This is a genomic window from Micromonospora sp. NPDC051196, assembly GCF_040682415.1.
Lineage (GTDB): Bacteria > Actinomycetota > Actinomycetes > Mycobacteriales > Micromonosporaceae > Micromonospora.
Map to the genome: position 1 here is coordinate 1 of NZ_JBFBAY010000009.1, position 15,905 is coordinate 15,905.

The window sequence follows — 15,905 nt, forward strand, 5'->3', positions numbered from 1 at the left end:
GCGCTGCAGCCCATCCCGCACAACCGCGATCGTGCAAGCCATCCTCGTCCTGCACCACGTCGAGAACCCGACCTACCCAGGATGAAAAACGCTCACTGCTCAATTGCCATGGTGGCAGGAAGTCCGATGGTGTTGGCTTCCCGGGGAAGCAAGCCGCAAGATCACGCCGTCAGGATCAGCAAAACGCTGTTGGGATGAGGGCGACGGACGAGACCGCGGCGTTCAAGTTCCTTGACTGCTGCGGTACGTACACCTTTGACCTGACGCCTATCAAGGCGAAACTCTGCCATCATCCAGGGGTAGAGCGGCTCGCGACAGACCCGGCGACCATCTTCGATAGTGGCGTGTTCCTGAATGAACTGGTAGACGGCCTCCGCATACCCGAAGGTTCTCGGCATATATTCCTCCTCCGAGCCCAGCCACAGGCTACAGCGACACTCGCCAGACCGGCATGTTCTGACAGCGTAGATCCGAGTAGGCTGTTCGTCGATCCCGCAGCCCCCTGTGGTCAACTTCGCTGGCGACCAGGACGCGCCTCTGGACTTGCTCATGCCGTGTACGGGTGGCACTGGCCGCAAGTTCGGGTGCGCGCTCATGCCGCGGAGCGCGCGCGTCGCCAGCCGGGAGCCGTCACGTCGCGCCGCCGGTCTGTCATGCCGGCTGCCGTGCGGCCCGCTGGCGTCCGCAGCCAGTCGAAGAAATATGACGCAAGGTGTCAGGTTTTGGGTGGAGCATGGGTTCATCGGTCGGCGCCGGTGAGAGGCGCGGACCAGGGCACAGATAGATGCGGAGAGACAAGGCCTCCATGCGCGAAACCCCAGAAGATCTCGAAAAGCTCCAAGCCCTCCTTGACGCCTCCCTCGCCGGCTCCACCTCCCACCTCCGCTCGATCATCAACACCGCGCGCACACTGAACGCGGAGCAGCTCACCCAGGTCCTCACCGGCATGTGCACCCTCGCTCTGTCCAGCGTGACGGCGAAGGGTGAGCCGCGGATCAGCGGTGTCGACGGGCACTTCCTGCGAGGCAAGTGGTACTTCGGCACGGCGCCCGACGCCGCCAAGGCGCGCCACCTCGCGGCGCGGCCCGCCGTCAGCGCCGCACATATGCGCGGTGAGGACCTCGGCGTCTTCACACATGGCAAGGTGGAGATCCTCAACCCCCGCAACGGCGACCAGGCCACGGACTGGCCGGACGTGCTCGCGTACTTGAAGGACTTCTACGGCGACGACCCCTTCGACTGGGACAACGACGTGGTCTACTACCGGCTGCATCCGCACTGGATGACCGTCTATGCCCCAGACATCGCAAAGCTCACCGTGGCGTCCCGGCCCTGATCCACAGCACCGGCCAACCGATGCGCGTCCAAGATCCGCTTCGTCAGAGGTCTCGTTACCGTCTAGCCAAGGGCGACCCGTTCAAGCCGGGAGGCGGCCTGCTCGCTTCGGACAGGCCGATAGCATCCGCGATGTCCTGGACGAGCTTCAGCTCGTCGGGAAACGTCCGCCGGTCACGGCCGGCGACCCGGCCAAGATCCCCGGGCGGAGGTGACCAGCAGCGGTAGAACGCCAGCTCGCCGTCGCTGATCCGTCGGCGGATCGGCAGCCAGTGATGCCCGCCGGTCTCGCCTTCGGGTGGGGTGATGGTGATCCAGGCGGGGGTCCGCCTTTCGTAGGGGGGCGCGCCCTCCGCGCCGGCGCGGCTACAATGAGCTAAATATTTTTGCGCGTCAATGTATATGTGGGATTATCGATGACCGCTACCCGAGCGGAGGATGCGTCCGCCGCGATGCCCGACCCGGGTCGGGCCCGCACGCTGGATGAGCTGGTCGCAGGGCTGCGGTCGTTGAAGGTCTGGGCGGGAAACCCGTCCTACGAATGGATCACCGGCCAGGTCAACAACGCGTGGCGGGCCGCCGGTCGCCCGACCGGCGAGTTGACCAAGCGACCCACGGTCGTGGACTGCTTCAAACCCGGTCGGCGACGGCTGAACACCGACCTCGTGACCGCGGTCGTGCAGGCACTGCACCCGGACGAGGGGTACGTGCACCAGTGGCGCCAGGCGCTGCGGGTGGTCGGCGGGGAGGCTCTGGCCGCCGTGGTGGTACAGGTCCAGGACAGGCTTCCACCCGACCTGGCCGGGTTCACCGGTCGTACCGCCGAACTCGATCAGCTCCGCCGCGCTCTCGGCCGCAACGGCGCGGTGGCGATCTCGGCGATAGAGGGGATGGCAGGCGTTGGTAAGACCCAGCTCGCCATTCACGCCGGGCATATCCTCATCCGGGAACGTCAATTTGATCGGGCGCTTTTCGTCAACCTGCGCGGATTTCACCCCGACCCCGCTCGACCTCCAGCGGACCCGGCCGCCGTCCTGGACGGCTTCCTGCGGCTGCTCGGTGTACCGCCGCAGCGCATCCCCCACGCTCTCGAGGCCCGCACCGCGGCCTACCGTGACCGGCTCGCCGGTACCCGCACCCTGATCGTGCTGGACAATGCCGCCGACCTCGACCAACTCCGCCCGCTGCTCGCCGAGGTGCCCGGCTGTCTCACCGTGATCACCAGCCGGCGAAGCCTGTCCGACCTGCCCTCGGCCACGCAGTTGGTGATCGACGTGTTCGCAGCGGACGAGGCCGTTCGATACCTGGCCCACGCCGCTGGCCAGGTCCCGGTGGGCGACGATCGCACCGCTGCCGCCCGTATCGCACGGCGCTGCGGCTACCTGCCGCTGGCGCTGGACCTGACGGCCGGACACATGCGGGCCACACCCGACTGGACCCTCACCGATCACGCCGACCGGCTCGACGAACGCCACGACCAGCGACGCCTGGAAACCGGTGTCGAGCTCGCCCTCGACCTGTCCTACCACCGCCTGCCCGCCGACCAGCGCCAGCTGCTCCGGTTGCTGGCGCTGCACCCCGGGCAGGACAGCGAGGCCTACGCCGCGGCTGCCCTGACCGGCGCCGACATCGAGGTCACCCGTGCCCATCTGGACCGCCTGTGCCGCGACCACCTGCTGCACCAGTCCAACGCGGGCCGGTACACCTTCCACGACCTCGTCCGCACGTACGCCACCACCCGAGCCCACGACGAGGTCCGCCCACGCGACCGTCGCGCCGCCCTGACCCGCCTGTTCGATTACTATCTCGCGACGGCCGCCTCCGCGATGGACGCTCTGCACCCTGCCCAGGCGCATCTTCGACCCCACATCGCCCCGTCCGGTACCCGCGTCCCCGAGCTGACCGACCCGGACACCGCCCGCATCTGGCTCGACACCGAACGGCCATCCCTGGTCACCGTCGTGGCCCACGCCGCCACCCACGGCTGGCCCGCCCATGCCATCCGGCTCTCCCGCGTCCTTGTCCAGTACTTCGCCGGTGGCCACAACAGCGACGCCATCACCGTCCACAGTCACGCCCGCCGTGCCGCCAGCCGCATCGGCGACTTCACCGAACAGGCCCACGCCCTCACCGACCTTGGCGTCGCCCACCTCTGGGGCGGCCAGCACCAGGCCGCAGCCGAACACTTCACCGAGGCTCTGCTCCTGTTTGAACAGACCGGCGACTCTCCCGGGCAGGCCCGGACCCGGACCAACCTCGGCATCGCCGAACAGCGGCTCGGCCGCTACCGCGAGGCCGCCGCCCACTTCGCGCAGGGCGAGATCCTGCACCGGCGAGCCGGCAACAAGGTCGGTCAGGCCCGCACGCTGACCAACCTCGGCGACATCGAACAGAAGGCGGGCCAGTACGGCGAGGCCGCCACACACCTGCGGCAGGCGCTCGCCCTGTTCCGAGAGACCGGAGACCGGGCCGGCGAGGCGGTGTCGCTGGTCAACCTCGCGGAGGTCGACACGCGGTTGGGCCGGCATGGGGCGGCCGCCGAAAGCCTGGCCCAGGCGCTTGTCCTGTTTCGTCATGCCGGGCATCGCAACGGCGAAGCCTGGACGCTGGACGGGCTGGGCACCCTCCACGCTGCTCGCGGCGAGCCCGCCAAGGCCGCCGAGTACCACCAACAGGCCCTGACGATCCTGCGGGCGACCGGCGACCGGCACGGCGAGGCATACGCGCTCAACGGCATCGGCGAGGCCACGCTCGCCGCAGGCCGCCCCGCCGACGCTCATCGCCATCACACCGCCGCGCAGCGGATCGCCGCCGAGATCGGTGCCCGCGACCAGCAAGCCCGCGCCCACACTGGGCTGGCCAATGCCCACCGCGCCCTCGGCCATCCCGACGAGGTCCGTGCTCACTACCACCATGCCCTCGCCATCTTCATCGACCTCGGTACGCCCGAGGTCGACCAGATCCGCGCCTGCCTCACCGCCCTCGACAACGCCGGTATCCACACCTGAGCGAGATCCCCGGGAAGCCCGCCCGGTGGCTCTCAACCCGGGGATCTCGCGTTTACGGGAGTGGTCGAGAATGACCAACCCCGTGGGTCAGGTGGTGCAGGGGGAGCCGTTCAGCGTCCACCCCACCGGTGGCGGGTTGGAGATGCCGCCATTGCCCAGGAAGCCGAACGACGTGGAGGCGCCGGGTGCGAGCGTGCCGTTGTGGCTGAGGTTCCGTGCCGTCACCAACGCGTTGGACTGCGTCACGCTGGCGTTCCAACTGCTGGTGATCCGCTGCCCGTTCGTGAACGAGAAAGTCAGCGTCCACCCGTTCACGGGCGTGTTGCTGGTGTTCGTGATGGTCACGTTGCCGGTGAAGCTAGCGGACGCCGAGTTGGAGTTGACTGTGTAGGCGATCCGGCACGCGCTGTTGCCTCCGGTGGGCGATGGGGACGGGGATGGTGGCTTGGGGTTGCCGTCCACCGTGGGCTTCGGAAGTCCATCGAAGACATCAGCAGCCTTCCGGCCGAGTACGGCGAAATCCAGCTCGCACGAGATATTCCACGTCGGCTCGAGGCGTAGCGTGGCGCAGTACTCCTTCGCCCGCTGAAGAACATCCGCGGGGAGGTTGTGGGAGTAGAACGGCGCTGCCGGGTTGCCCACGTCTACGGCTTCGCAGAAGCGCAACAGTGAGGTGGTGTGGCTGACCCGCCAGCTGTTGCCGAAGACCCCGTACATGTCGGCGAAGGAGAGCGGCACGCGCAGGGGGTCGCCGTTGCTGGCTTCGAGGAAGTTAGGGTCACCGTTGTGGTTGCCCAGCAGGCCCCGTACCGCCGGGGTCTCGGACCCCAGGTTGATGCCCAGGTTTACGTACGGGACGGTGCCGGCGATGGCGGTGCTGCGGACGAGGTTGCCGGACGGGTCCCTGAACGTGTAGACGTCGCCCACACGGTCGATCGCCACTCCGGTGGAAAGCAGCAGTGACTCGCCGGAGGGCAAGTTGGTGTCGACTCCGTTCACGACCAGACGGGTCCCGGCGCACACCGCCAGCCTGGTGTTGCCCATCCGCACGCCGACTGACTGGTTCATCGATGCGTTGGGCCAGGTCGGGGCGCCAGACTTCTTGCGTGTCTGCACCTCGAACGTGGTACCGGCCCGTGCCTCGACGAAGTCACCCGTAGCCTGGAAGTCGTAGTACGTACCGGCGAAGGTGTACTGGTGAGTGTCGCCGACGGCGACGGCGGCCCTGCAGCCCGCCAGCTCCCGATTCTTGGCTGCCTGGTTGATGATGAGGGCTGGCGCCGGCGATGTGGGGGTCGCACTCGGTTTGGCGAAGTTGAGGTTGTTCCTCTCCTTGCTGTAGCCGACTTGTTTGCATTCGGGCGCCTTCGGACTGCCGTCGACTATCGTCGTGCGAAGGTTGAAGTCGGCCTCCTTGTTGAAAACGGCTGTGGATCCGTTGCCAAAGCCGAACACGTTGAACTCGACCTGCGTCCATCCCGGTCCCGCCTGGTCCGGCCGGGATTCCCCTGGCAGGACGTGAAGGACGTCCGAACTGGACGTCGAGGCGGCGTTTTGGTTTCCATCGTTGAACGTGACCACGTCGACGACGGTGTCCGCGCCGATCGTCTGCGTCTGCGCTTCCAGCTTGAAGCCCGGAAGCGCGATGTTCCCGATCGGTACGTAGGGAAGCGGGCCCGCCGCCCTCTCGCGCCTCAGCCAGCAGTGGACCTCGCCGTCGTCCGGGATCTCAGTCCAGTCCCTCGGGCAGGGCTTGCCCTGGCTCGCATCCGGGTTGTAGGCCAGCAACCAGTAGTCGATGTAGAGACGGCTGGGTGGCTCATTCGGAACGGTTTGCGGGGTGTTGGCGAAGATGAATTGCTTCCAGCCCTCACACAACGCGGGAGTCGGTGAACTGGCGCACTCCCTGACCTTGAGGTGGTTGGTGTTGAGCTGGAGCGTGTAGCTGTTCGCCATCGCCGGCCCGCTGGTCGGGGAGGAGTTCACCGTCAGCAGGTCTTTGTCCTTGACATCCTCGAACGTGCCGGTCGCCCTGGTGATGTCACCGGCATCCGCGGGTCGCTCCGTCACGATGCCCATCCCGGTGCCACCACCGATGTCCCTCCGCGCAGCCGGTACACGGTTCGGGGACATCGGGATCGCCGGCTGGTCCACGCACGCGGTCTCCCGCCATACCACCTTGGGATAGGTCGCGTCGAAGCACCCGTCAAGCGATGGCCGCGGGGCCTCGACGATCTGCGCGTTCCAGGTCAGGAGGTTCTCCTGTGTGGCGGGTTGCTCCGCTGTACTGCTGGCGTGGACTCCCATCGTCAGTAGGACAGCCGCGATCGTGGCACCGATCAGCCCGAGTCGTGCTCGGCGTTTTCGCGGTAGCAATCTCAGCATCGTTTCCTCCCCAGCGCATGTGAAACCGCCTCGCGCCCGTCTGCGGGCGGGTCTTGCTGACGAGGGTCGCGCGGTGGGGGGCAGGGTGGGGAAATCCCATACAAACCCATAAACGCCTTCGTGATGCTGGCACTCCCAGCCATGTGACGCACCAGGTGACCGGAGACCACGGGGGTGGGCCGCCGCTGTACGGTGCCGCCGGCGCTGCTGGTCACCACGCCCAGTTCCGCTACACGCTTTGGTCAAGGTGACCGGAACCCGCTGGAACGTGGAGACCTGCTTCCAAACCGGCAAGAGAATCGGACTGGACGAGCCGCAGGTGCACCGGCGTCTGCCTTGGCGCCCCAGGCGTGGCCGACCGAGGGTGATTATGTCAGTGTGGGGATTCGCCGGATCGTAGTCCGTCGACGAGGAGCGCGACCATGCGCCGGCCGTAGTCGGGTTCCTGGTTCGGCATGGGCGCACACAGTTTCGCTACGGCGTACAGCAGGTCCTGGGCACTGATCCGGGCCTGGATGTCGCCGTTGGCTGTCGCGGCTTCGAGCAGGGACTCGAGGGCCGGTCCTAGCTTCTGCATGAGATATCCGGGCAGGCCGTCGAACGCCGGATCGCCGGAGTGTAGGGCTGCGACGAATCCCCGTTTGGTCGCGACGAACGCGGTGAACCGGTCGAGCCACTTCGCGAGGGCGACCCCCGGCTCGTGCGCGGCGGCCAGCGCCGGGGCCGCGTCGGCGCAGGCGTCGACGTCACGCTCACCGACGAAATCCTCGACCGGATCGACGAGATCGTCCCGCCCGGCACCGCCGTCGCCGGCGGCACGATCCGAGCGGGGAGGCGGGTGCGGCGGGCTGGGATGATGGGCCGATGATCCATTCGTTTCATCTCGCACTGCTTCCGCCGGCCTTGACCTTGCGCACCCTGGGTCGTGGGCCTCGGGCGGCTGGGCTGCGGCATGCCGAGTGTTTCCCGCTCATGCGGCTCGGCTCCCCGGTGCTGTCGGTGGAACGGATGCAGCTGCGACGCCTTGCGATGTTCGCCGAGTGGGACGACGAGTCGGCCTTGGAAAGGTTCCTCGCAGACGACGCGCTGGGGCGGCGGCTCGCCGACGGATGGCATGTGCGCTTGCAGTACCTGCGGCGTTACGGCGGGGTGGCCGCGCTCGCCGGCCTGCCGGTGCGGGCGGGCCGGTGGGATCCGGAGGAGCCGATGGTGGCGGTCACCCTCGCCCGGCTCAAGCTGCCGGAGCTGCCCCGGTTCCTGAAATGGGGGCGGCCGGTCGAGCGTCTGGTCGCCAGCCACCCCGGCACCACCTTCGCCACCGCAGCGATGCGCCCGCCCCACACCTTCTCCACCTTCACGATCTGGCGCAGCGTCCGCGAGATGACCGACATGGTCCACGGCCGTAGCGCCGTCCCGCAGGCTGACACCCACGCCGTCGCCATGGTGGAACAGCGTCGCCGGGACTTCCACCACGAATCCGCGTTCATGCGGTTCCGCCCGTTGTCCGAACACGGAACCTGGGAGGGGCGCCGCCTGCTCCCCTGAGCGACTCGGGAACCAACGGTGTCGGGACCGGCGCCGTGGTGCGACGCCGGTCCCGATCGGTGCTGTCACCGGTCAGCTGTGGCCGGTCAGGCCGGGCTGAACCGCCACTGCTGGTTGGTGCCACTGTGGCAGTTCCACTGCAACAGTCGGGCCCCGTCGGTGGTGGCGCCGCTGTTGACGTCCACGCAGAGGCCGCTCGGCACACTCTTCACCGTGTAGATGCCGGAGGTGCCGGTCGGCGTGGCGGTGAACTTCTGCTGGTTGCTGTTGTTGCAGGTGGCCTGTTGAAGGAAGGCGCCCGGCGTGGTGGAGCCACCGATCACCTCGGCGCACTTTCCGCTGTGCACCGCCTTCAGGTAGACCGCGCCATTACCGGCGTCGACCGCCTGCCACTTCTGGTTGTTGCCGCCGGTCGCCGCCCACTGGTGGATCTGGGCGCCGTCGGCGGTGGAGACCCCGCTGACGTCCATCAGCTTCCCGCTGTGCTGCGCGGTCAGCGTCCAGGTCTTGCCTGCCACCCCGTCACCGGGAGGAGGGGTGACCGGGCCGCCGGTGCCGACGCCGGGACCGCCGAAGGTGTGCGAGTCGAGGTCGAACCAGTTGTTTCCGCTGCCCTTGAAGACCAGGTACAGGGTGTGGGTGCCGGCCAGGGGGGTGACGTTCACCGGCTGGGTGGACTGGTAGTTGTCCCACCCTCCGGTGCTGGGCACCGGTGTGGTGGCCAGCAACGTACCGGTGGGTGAACCGGCCCGTAGCTCGATCGTGCCGCCGCCCGACGGCGACGACAGGCGGTAGCTGACCGTGTTGATCCCCGACAGGCTCATCGGGGTGAACGCCACCCAGTCGTTGTTGGAGATGTCCCCGATGCGCTTGCCGCTCTCCGCGCCCGCCTGGTCGATCACGCGGGTGCCGGACTGGCTGCTGTAGTACTCGGCCTGCTTGTGCTTGGGCTGGAGGATCACCTGCGCGTGGCCGGTGAGCGGCGCCGCCCCACCTGCACCGCCGTCGTCGGTGTACCGCGCGTTGAGCACGTAGAACAGGTTTGCTCCGTCCGGGTGCCCGCCGAGCAGGTCGGTCGGGATGGTGCCCGAGCAGCCGGCGTAGTCGGTGGTCTCGTGCGCGTGGTCGTCGTGCCCGAGAGCGGGGTTGAGGAACACCTTGGCGCAGTCGACCGGTGCGCCACCCGGATCGGAGACACTGATCTGGTACGAGACCCGGTCGCCGAAGGTGAGCATGCCACCGTTGGCCGGGGTGGTGATGGTGACCACCGGAGCGGTGTTGCCGACGGTGATCTGGACGTTGGCGAAGCCGCTCTTGCCGGTGTTGTCGGTGACCTTGAGCTGGGCGGTGTAGTTGCCGTTACTGGTGTAGACCTTCGACGGGTTGGCCGCCGTCGAGGTGGTGCCGTCACCGAAGGTCCACTGGTAGCTGATCGTGTTGCCGGGGTCGGGATCCATCGACCCGGCGCTGGAGAACTGCACGGTCAGCGGGGCGTTGCCGCTGGTCGGCGTACCGGTCGCCTTCGCGATCGGCGATCGTCCGCCCTGGACGTAGTCGATCCGGTAGAGGCCCGAGTCGCTGTTGCCGCCGCCGAAGTTGGTGCCCCACTCCAGCAGGTAGAGCGATCCGTCCGGGCCGAATTCGAGGTCCATCGGCTTGTTGAACCGGGTGCTCGGCAGGAACGGGTTGGTCCGGGTGACCGCTGTGGCCGAGTCGAAGTGCACCTCCTTGAGGTAGCTGCGGGACCACTCGTAGAAGAAATGCACGCCGTCGTAGTACGGCGGGAACTTCGTCGCCGACGGGTTCGCCGGGTCGTACCGGTAGACCGGTCCACCCATCGGCCCCGAGCCGCCGGAGCCCAGCTCGGGGAAGGTCTGCGAGGTGCCGTAGCCGTACCAGATGTTGGGGGCGACCACCGGCCGGAGGTTGGTCAGGCCGGTGTTGTTGGGTGAGTTGTTGACCGGCGCCGCGCAGTTGAACTTGGCGCCGACCGCACCGGTGTCCGGGTTGTACGGCGCGTACGGCTGGTTGTCGCCGTGGCAGAACGGCCAGCCGTAGTTGCCCGGTGCCTTGATCACGTTGAGTTCGACGAGACCTTCGGGGCCCCGGTTGGTGGTCGGGGGATTGCGGTCGGGCCCGTAGTCGGCCAGGTAGACCCAGCCGTTGGCCGGGTCGATGGAGAACCGGAAGGGGTTGCGGAAGCCCATCGCGTAGATCTCCGCGCGGGTCTGCGCGGTGCCCTGCGGATAGAGGTTGCCCGACGGAATGGTGTACCCACCGCCGGCCGAGGGCCGGATCCGCAGCAGCTTGCCGCGCAGATCGTTGGTGTTGCCGGCGGTACGGGCGGCGTCGAGCATGTGCTTGCCCGACCGCCAGTCCAGCGGGGCGTAGCCCTGCCAGTTGGGGTCGAGGTTCGGTGCCACGTCGTCGCCGGTGCCGATGTAGAGGTTGCCGTCCGGGCCGAAGTCGAGGTAGCCACCGGTGTGGCCGGGTTCCGGGTACGTCCGGTCCCGGTACGCCGGAATGTCGATGACGGTGACACCGCTGGACATGTTCAACGTGTCGCCGGTCAGGGTGTAGCGGGACACCCGGTTGACGTCCGTACTGCTGCTGGCCGGCGAGTGGTACAGGTAGACGTACCCGTTGCTGGCGAAGTTCGGGTCCAGCGCCAACCCGGTCAGCCCGTCCTCGCCGCCGGTGTAGACGCTCAGCGTGCCGGCGGTGACGGTGCTGTTCGTACTCGGCTTGAAGATCTTGACCTGGCCGCCGCGTTGCACGTAGAGCACCCGACCATCGGGTGCCACCGCCAGCGCCATCGGGTCGACGGTGTTGTCGTCGAGGGTGCGCTTCTCGAAGTTGCCCCAGACGGTGCCACCGCAGTCGCCGGGCTCGTTGCCGGCGGCCCATTTGACGCCGCCGAGCACGTGGTTGCGGAAGTGGGTCTCGCTGTAGGACGCGATGGCGTGACCCATGGCCGTGGCCCAGACCCGACCGCCGCCGACGCTGCGGCACCAGGAGATCGGGTGGTCCGGGCCCATCGCCCGGGAACCGGGGTTGTACGTCCGTTCGTCGGCGGTCACCAGCACGTGCACGTCGCCGCGGGGGTTCTTGTCGAAGTTGTACCACTCCTCGCTGCGGTTCCAGCGGTCCGGCAGGCCGGCCGTGGAGGGGTGCTTCTTGTCGGCCACGATCGCGGTGCCGGGCAGGACGCCGGGGGAGTGCTCGGGCATGTGCGCGCCGGCGTTGATGGTCTGGTCCCACCACGGGTACTCGCCCTCGATACCCATGTCGGTGGCGTTGTGGATGGCGACGATTCCCTTGCCGGAGGCGAGGTAGCCCTCCACCGCCTGGCGTTGGGCGGCCGAGGTCCAGACCATGCCGGAGGTCTGGAACATGATGAGGACGTCGAAGGTGGCCAGGTTGGCCGGGGTGAAGACGTTCGAGTCCTCGCTGTGCACCAGCTCGAAGTTGTCGGCCGCCGCCTGCTGCTGGAACATCGAGACCCCGGCGGGGATCGAGTCGTGCCGGTAGCCGGTGGTCTTGGTGAACAACAGCGCCCGGAAGGCGGGAGCCGCCGATGCGGGGTTCACCAGCGCGAGGGCCAGTAACAGACCCACGATCACCCCGATGATTGTTGTTTTACGACGCATACCGTCTCCTTCTGGGCGGGCGGAGCAACTGGTGGTGGTGCGACCACGGGCCGGTCACCGGACCGGGCACGGCGTGGACACCCGGTCGCGTCGTCGTGCCTGGTGTCGGCAGATCGAGCTGCCTTCAGTCACGCAGCGTCATGCCAGGGACGGCTGCCGACCCGTGGTCGTGAGGGGTTGGGTCTGGCTCTCTATATAGGAAATCGCTGATGTTAGCGACAACATCACGATGATGCGCGTAGCGGTTGCGCGCTTCCTGAGTGTGCTCCGGTGCGCGGTCACCTGGGCTGCGGCTTGATCGAAAGTCGCTGCCAGGTAGGGGATTGCGAACTCATTCCCGAACATCTATCTTCATACGTGTGATGTTTTGGTCATGTCAAGCGAAAGTTTGAGCACGACCACAGAAAGTGCCGCCTTCGACAGTGAAACCGGGCGGGCTGTCGGCCTGACGATGGCCCCGTGCACCGGGCGGGCCCTCGCTGCTGACTACTATGAGTAAGGATTGTCGATGTCGGACCGACGCCAGGATGCCCTGCTCGCCCTACGAGGCATCAGCAAGTCCTTCCTCGGCGTCGGTGTCCTCGATCGCGTCGATCTCGACGTCGCGGCCGGGGAGGTGCACGCCGTCGTCGGCGAGAACGGCGCCGGCAAGTCCACCCTGATGAAGATCGTCTCGGGCGGGTACGCCCCGGATGCCGGCACCATCGCCCTGGCCGGGCAGCCACGGGTGTTCGGCAGCCCCCGCGACGCGCAACGGGCCGGCATCGGCATCATCCACCAGGAGTTCAACCTGTTGCCGGAGCGCACCGTCGCACAGAACGTCTACCTGGGCCACGAGCCGGTACGCCGCGGCCTGGTCGACCGGCGCCAGATGCGCGACTCGACCCGGCGCCTGCTGGCCTCGGTCGGCGAGACGGCCCTGCCGGCCGACGCGCCGGTCGGCCGGCTCAGCGTCGCCCAGCAGCAGGTCGTCGAGATCGCCAAGGCGCTCGCCCTCGACGCGCGACTGATCATCATGGACGAGCCCACCGCCGCGCTGGCCGACCACGAGGTGACCCTGCTCTACGGCCTGGTGCGCCGCCTCCAGGAGCAGGGCATCGCGATTCTCTACGTCTCGCACCGGCTCACCGAGGTCTTCGACCTGTCCAGCCGGATCACCGTGCTCAAGGACGGCCGTCGGGTGATCACCCTGCGCACCAACGAAACCACGCCCGACGAACTGGTGCGGCACATGGTCGGGCGGGAACTGTCCCACTACTACCCGGACCGGGCCACCCGGCAGGACATCGGCCCGATCCGGCTCGCCGTCCGGCAGGGCGGTAACCGGAAGCTGCGCGACATCGACCTGACGTTGCGCGCTGGGGAGGTGCTCGGCGTTGGCGGCCTCCAGGGCTCCGGTCGCTCCGCGCTCGCCCGGGCCCTGTTCGGGGCGGCGCCGTTCACCACGGGCGAGGTCACCGTCGACGGCATCCCGATCCGGCTACACTCCCCGCGTACGGCGATGCGGGCCGGGGTCGCCTACGTCAGCGAGGACCGCAAAGGCGAGGGGATCGTCGCCCGCCAATCCGTGCTCGACAACGCGTTGCTGGCCAGCCGCGCCGTCTTCGCGATCCGCTCCGGTCGCGCCGCCCGCACCGTACGCGTCCGGGAACTGCTCGCCGCCGTCGAGGTCCGCTGCGCCGGTGACCATCAGGAGATCCGCTACCTGTCCGGCGGCAACCAGCAGAAGGTCGTGCTGGCCCGCTGGCTCGCGGTGAACCCGAGGATCCTGCTCTTCGACGAACCCACCCGGGGCATCGACGTGGGTGCCAAGTCGGCGATCCACGACCTGGTGCGCCGCCTCGCCCGCGACGGTGCGGCCGTCCTGATGATCTCGTCCGACCTGCCCGAACTGCTCGGCATGAGCGACCGGATGATCGTCATGCGCGACGGTGCGATCGCCGGCGAACTGCCGGCCGGCGCGACCGAGGAGGACGTCGTCGCGCTCGCGGTCGGGACGGTACGGGAGACGGCGGCGTGAACGCCCTGCCCCTGTCGTCGGCCCGCCGGCCGCTGCCGGGCGTCTTCGTGGCGCTGGGCCTCACCCTGGCGATCGGCTGGCTGGTCGTCGCGATCGACGGCGGCCAACTGTTCAACCAGTCGACGACGGTGAGCCTGCTGCACGTCGCCGCCGGGCTCGGGTTCGTCGCGGTCGGCCAGACGCTGGTCATCCTCGGCGGCTCGCTGGACCTGTCGGTGGCGTACGTGGTCAGCCTGAGCACGCTGGTCGCGGCCGAGACGATGAACGGCCGCGACGGCGCGTTGCTGCCCGCGATCGGCCTGACGCTGCTCGTCAGTGCCGGCATCGGGCTGTTCAACGGACTGCTCGTCACCAAACTTCAGATCAACTCGTTCATCGCGACCCTCGGCGTCGGGCTGCTGCTCAAGGGTTATCTCGACAGCAGTTACGACGGTCCGGCCGGCAGCACCGCCCCGGCTCTCGTGCAGACCCTCGGCTACCAGCGTGTCGGGCCCGTACCGTTGTCCTTCCTGCTGCTGGTCGTGGTCGCCGGGGCGTGCTGGTTCCTGCTGTCGCGGACCCGGTTCGGCCACCATCTGGTCGCTGTCGGCGGTGATCCGGAGGTCGCCCGGCTCTCCGGTGTCCGCAACGACCGGGTACGCGTCACCGCCCACGTGCTCTGCTCCCTCTGCGCCGGGCTCGCCGGGATCTACCTCGCCAGCCGACTCGGCTCCGGGGCGCCCCGGGTCGGCACCGAGGGCCTCTACGACCTGGAGTCGATCGCCGCCGTGGTGATCGGCGGCACCGCCCTCGCGGGCGGGCGGGGCGGCGTCGTCGGCACCGTCGGCGGTGTGCTGCTGCTCGCCGGCATCGACGCCATCTTCAACCAACTCGCGGTGGACGCCTTCGCCAAGCAGGTCGTCCGGGGCGTGATCATCATCGCCGCCGTGGCCGTCTACGCCCGTCAACACCTGCGGAAGGCGGCCCGGTGACCATGCAGACCGTCCAGCGTCGCTCCCTGCCGCTGCGGTGGAGGTGGTCCGGTGGACTGCTGCCGATCCTCGCGATGATGATGGTGCTCCTGGCGCTCATCGCGGCCCGTCAGCCCGACTTCCTCACCCCGCCGTCCCTGATGTCGTTCCTCGGGCGGTCGGCGCCGATCATCCTGCTCGCCGCCGGCCAGTACTTCGTGATCGTGTCCGGTGAGTTCGACCTCTCCGTCGGCTCCCTGGTCACCGCGCAGGTGGTGGTCGCCGCCCGGCTGATCGACAGCGACGGGTCGCGGACCTGGCCGGTGGTGCTGGTGCTGCTTGCCGGCGGCGCGCTGGTCGGCCTGGTCAACGGTCTGATCACCACCCGACTGCGGGTGCCCTCCTTCGTCACCACCCTCGGCATGTTCCTGATCCTCGTCGGCGCGGTCTACCTCTGGTCCGACGGCGCACCCAAGGGCGGCCTCTCCGAGCAGTTCCGCCAACTCGGCCGACGTGCCGTCGAGGACGTGCCGGTGCTCGGCCGCGTCCCGTACGCGCTGCTGATCCTGCTGGTCCTCGCGGTGGCTGCGGTGCTGTTGACCCGCTCCGACTTCGGCCGGACCCTGGTCGCCGTCGGCGACAACCCGCGCACGGCACAGCTGAGCGGAGTGCGGGTCTGGCGTACCCGCACCATCGCCTTCGTCCTCAGTGGCCTCGCCGCGGCGGTCGCGGCGATCCTGATCGGCGGCTACGGCGGCGTCTCCTTCCAGGCCGGTGCGGGCCTGGAGTTCGGTGCCATCACCGCGGTCGTCCTCGGCGGGGTCGCCCTGGGCGGCGGCCGAGGCTCGGTCGTCGGCGCGATGCTCGGCGCACTGACCCTCGAACTGCTTTTCGCACTGATGAATTTCTACGGCGTCTCCGGCGCGCTCAGACCGACCGTTCAAGGCGCCATCATCCTGTTCGCCGTGGCGGTCTCGGCCCGGCGTCTCCCGTCCAGATAAAGGGGATTGCC

At 68.4% G+C, this 15,905-nt stretch carries 10 protein-coding genes; 6 read left to right on the forward strand and 4 right to left on the reverse strand.

Annotation, left to right across the window (positions count from 1 at the left end; translation table 11 throughout):
* Positions 1 to 161: 161 nt before the first annotated feature.
* On the reverse strand, positions 162 to 398 hold the full coding sequence (locus AB0M35_RS18345) for a hypothetical protein (protein WP_363746729.1): 237 nt from the start codon (positions 396 to 398) through the stop codon (positions 162 to 164).
* 407 nt (positions 399 to 805) lie between these two features.
* Between AB0M35_RS18345 and AB0M35_RS18350 the strand changes: the two genes are divergently transcribed.
* Entirely contained in the window at positions 806 to 1,336 is a 531-nt protein-coding gene (locus AB0M35_RS18350; RefSeq protein WP_363746731.1) for a pyridoxamine 5'-phosphate oxidase family protein, read from the forward strand.
* Positions 1,337 to 1,751: 415 nt separating this feature from the next.
* Positions 1,752 to 4,343, forward strand: coding sequence for a tetratricopeptide repeat protein (locus AB0M35_RS18355; RefSeq protein WP_363746732.1), 2,592 nt, complete (start codon positions 1,752 to 1,754; stop codon positions 4,341 to 4,343).
* Positions 4,344 to 4,430: 87 nt separating this feature from the next.
* Here the strand turns inward: AB0M35_RS18355 and AB0M35_RS18360 are convergent, their stop codons facing one another.
* Together AB0M35_RS18360 and AB0M35_RS18365 are read right to left on the reverse strand one after the other, a co-directional pair.
* A complete protein-coding gene (locus tag AB0M35_RS18360; RefSeq protein WP_363746734.1) occupies positions 4,431 to 6,728 on the reverse strand; it encodes a cellulose binding domain-containing protein in 2,298 nt (765 codons plus the stop codon).
* 373 nt (positions 6,729 to 7,101) lie between these two features.
* Complete coding sequence (locus tag AB0M35_RS18365) at positions 7,102 to 7,617, reverse strand: TetR family transcriptional regulator (RefSeq protein WP_363746735.1); 516 nt, start codon at positions 7,615 to 7,617, stop codon at positions 7,102 to 7,104.
* 119 nt (positions 7,618 to 7,736) lie between these two features.
* Here AB0M35_RS18365 and AB0M35_RS18370 point away from each other — a divergent pair, with 119 nt between their 5' ends.
* Positions 7,737 to 8,273 (forward strand): hypothetical protein, encoded by a 537-nt coding sequence (locus tag AB0M35_RS18370; protein ID WP_363746737.1) that lies wholly within the window; start codon positions 7,737 to 7,739, stop codon positions 8,271 to 8,273.
* An 86-nt stretch (positions 8,274 to 8,359) separates the two neighbouring features.
* Here the strand turns inward: AB0M35_RS18370 and AB0M35_RS18375 are convergent, their stop codons facing one another.
* The gene (locus tag AB0M35_RS18375; RefSeq protein WP_363746739.1) at positions 8,360 to 11,923 is read right to left on the reverse strand and encodes a ThuA domain-containing protein; all 3,564 of its coding nucleotides are present in this window, start codon (positions 11,921 to 11,923) and stop codon (positions 8,360 to 8,362) included.
* A gap of 508 nt (positions 11,924 to 12,431) precedes the next feature.
* On the opposite strand from AB0M35_RS18375, the gene AB0M35_RS18380 reads away from it, so the two are divergent.
* From AB0M35_RS18380 to AB0M35_RS18390, 3 genes are read left to right on the forward strand one after another with little or no spacing between them, the layout of a single operon-like run.
* Complete coding sequence (locus AB0M35_RS18380; protein WP_363746740.1) at positions 12,432 to 13,943, forward strand: sugar ABC transporter ATP-binding protein; 1,512 nt, start codon at positions 12,432 to 12,434, stop codon at positions 13,941 to 13,943.
* Positions 13,940 to 14,914: an ABC transporter permease gene (locus AB0M35_RS18385; RefSeq protein ID WP_363746742.1), complete on the forward strand. Its 975-nt coding sequence runs from the start codon at positions 13,940 to 13,942 to the stop codon at positions 14,912 to 14,914. Before AB0M35_RS18380 ends, AB0M35_RS18385 begins: the two co-directional genes overlap by 4 nt.
* A 2-nt stretch (positions 14,915 to 14,916) precedes the next feature.
* Positions 14,917 to 15,894, forward strand: a complete 978-nt coding sequence (locus tag AB0M35_RS18390; protein WP_363746936.1) for an ABC transporter permease — start codon at positions 14,917 to 14,919, stop codon at positions 15,892 to 15,894.
* Positions 15,895 to 15,905: the final 11 nt, after the last annotated feature.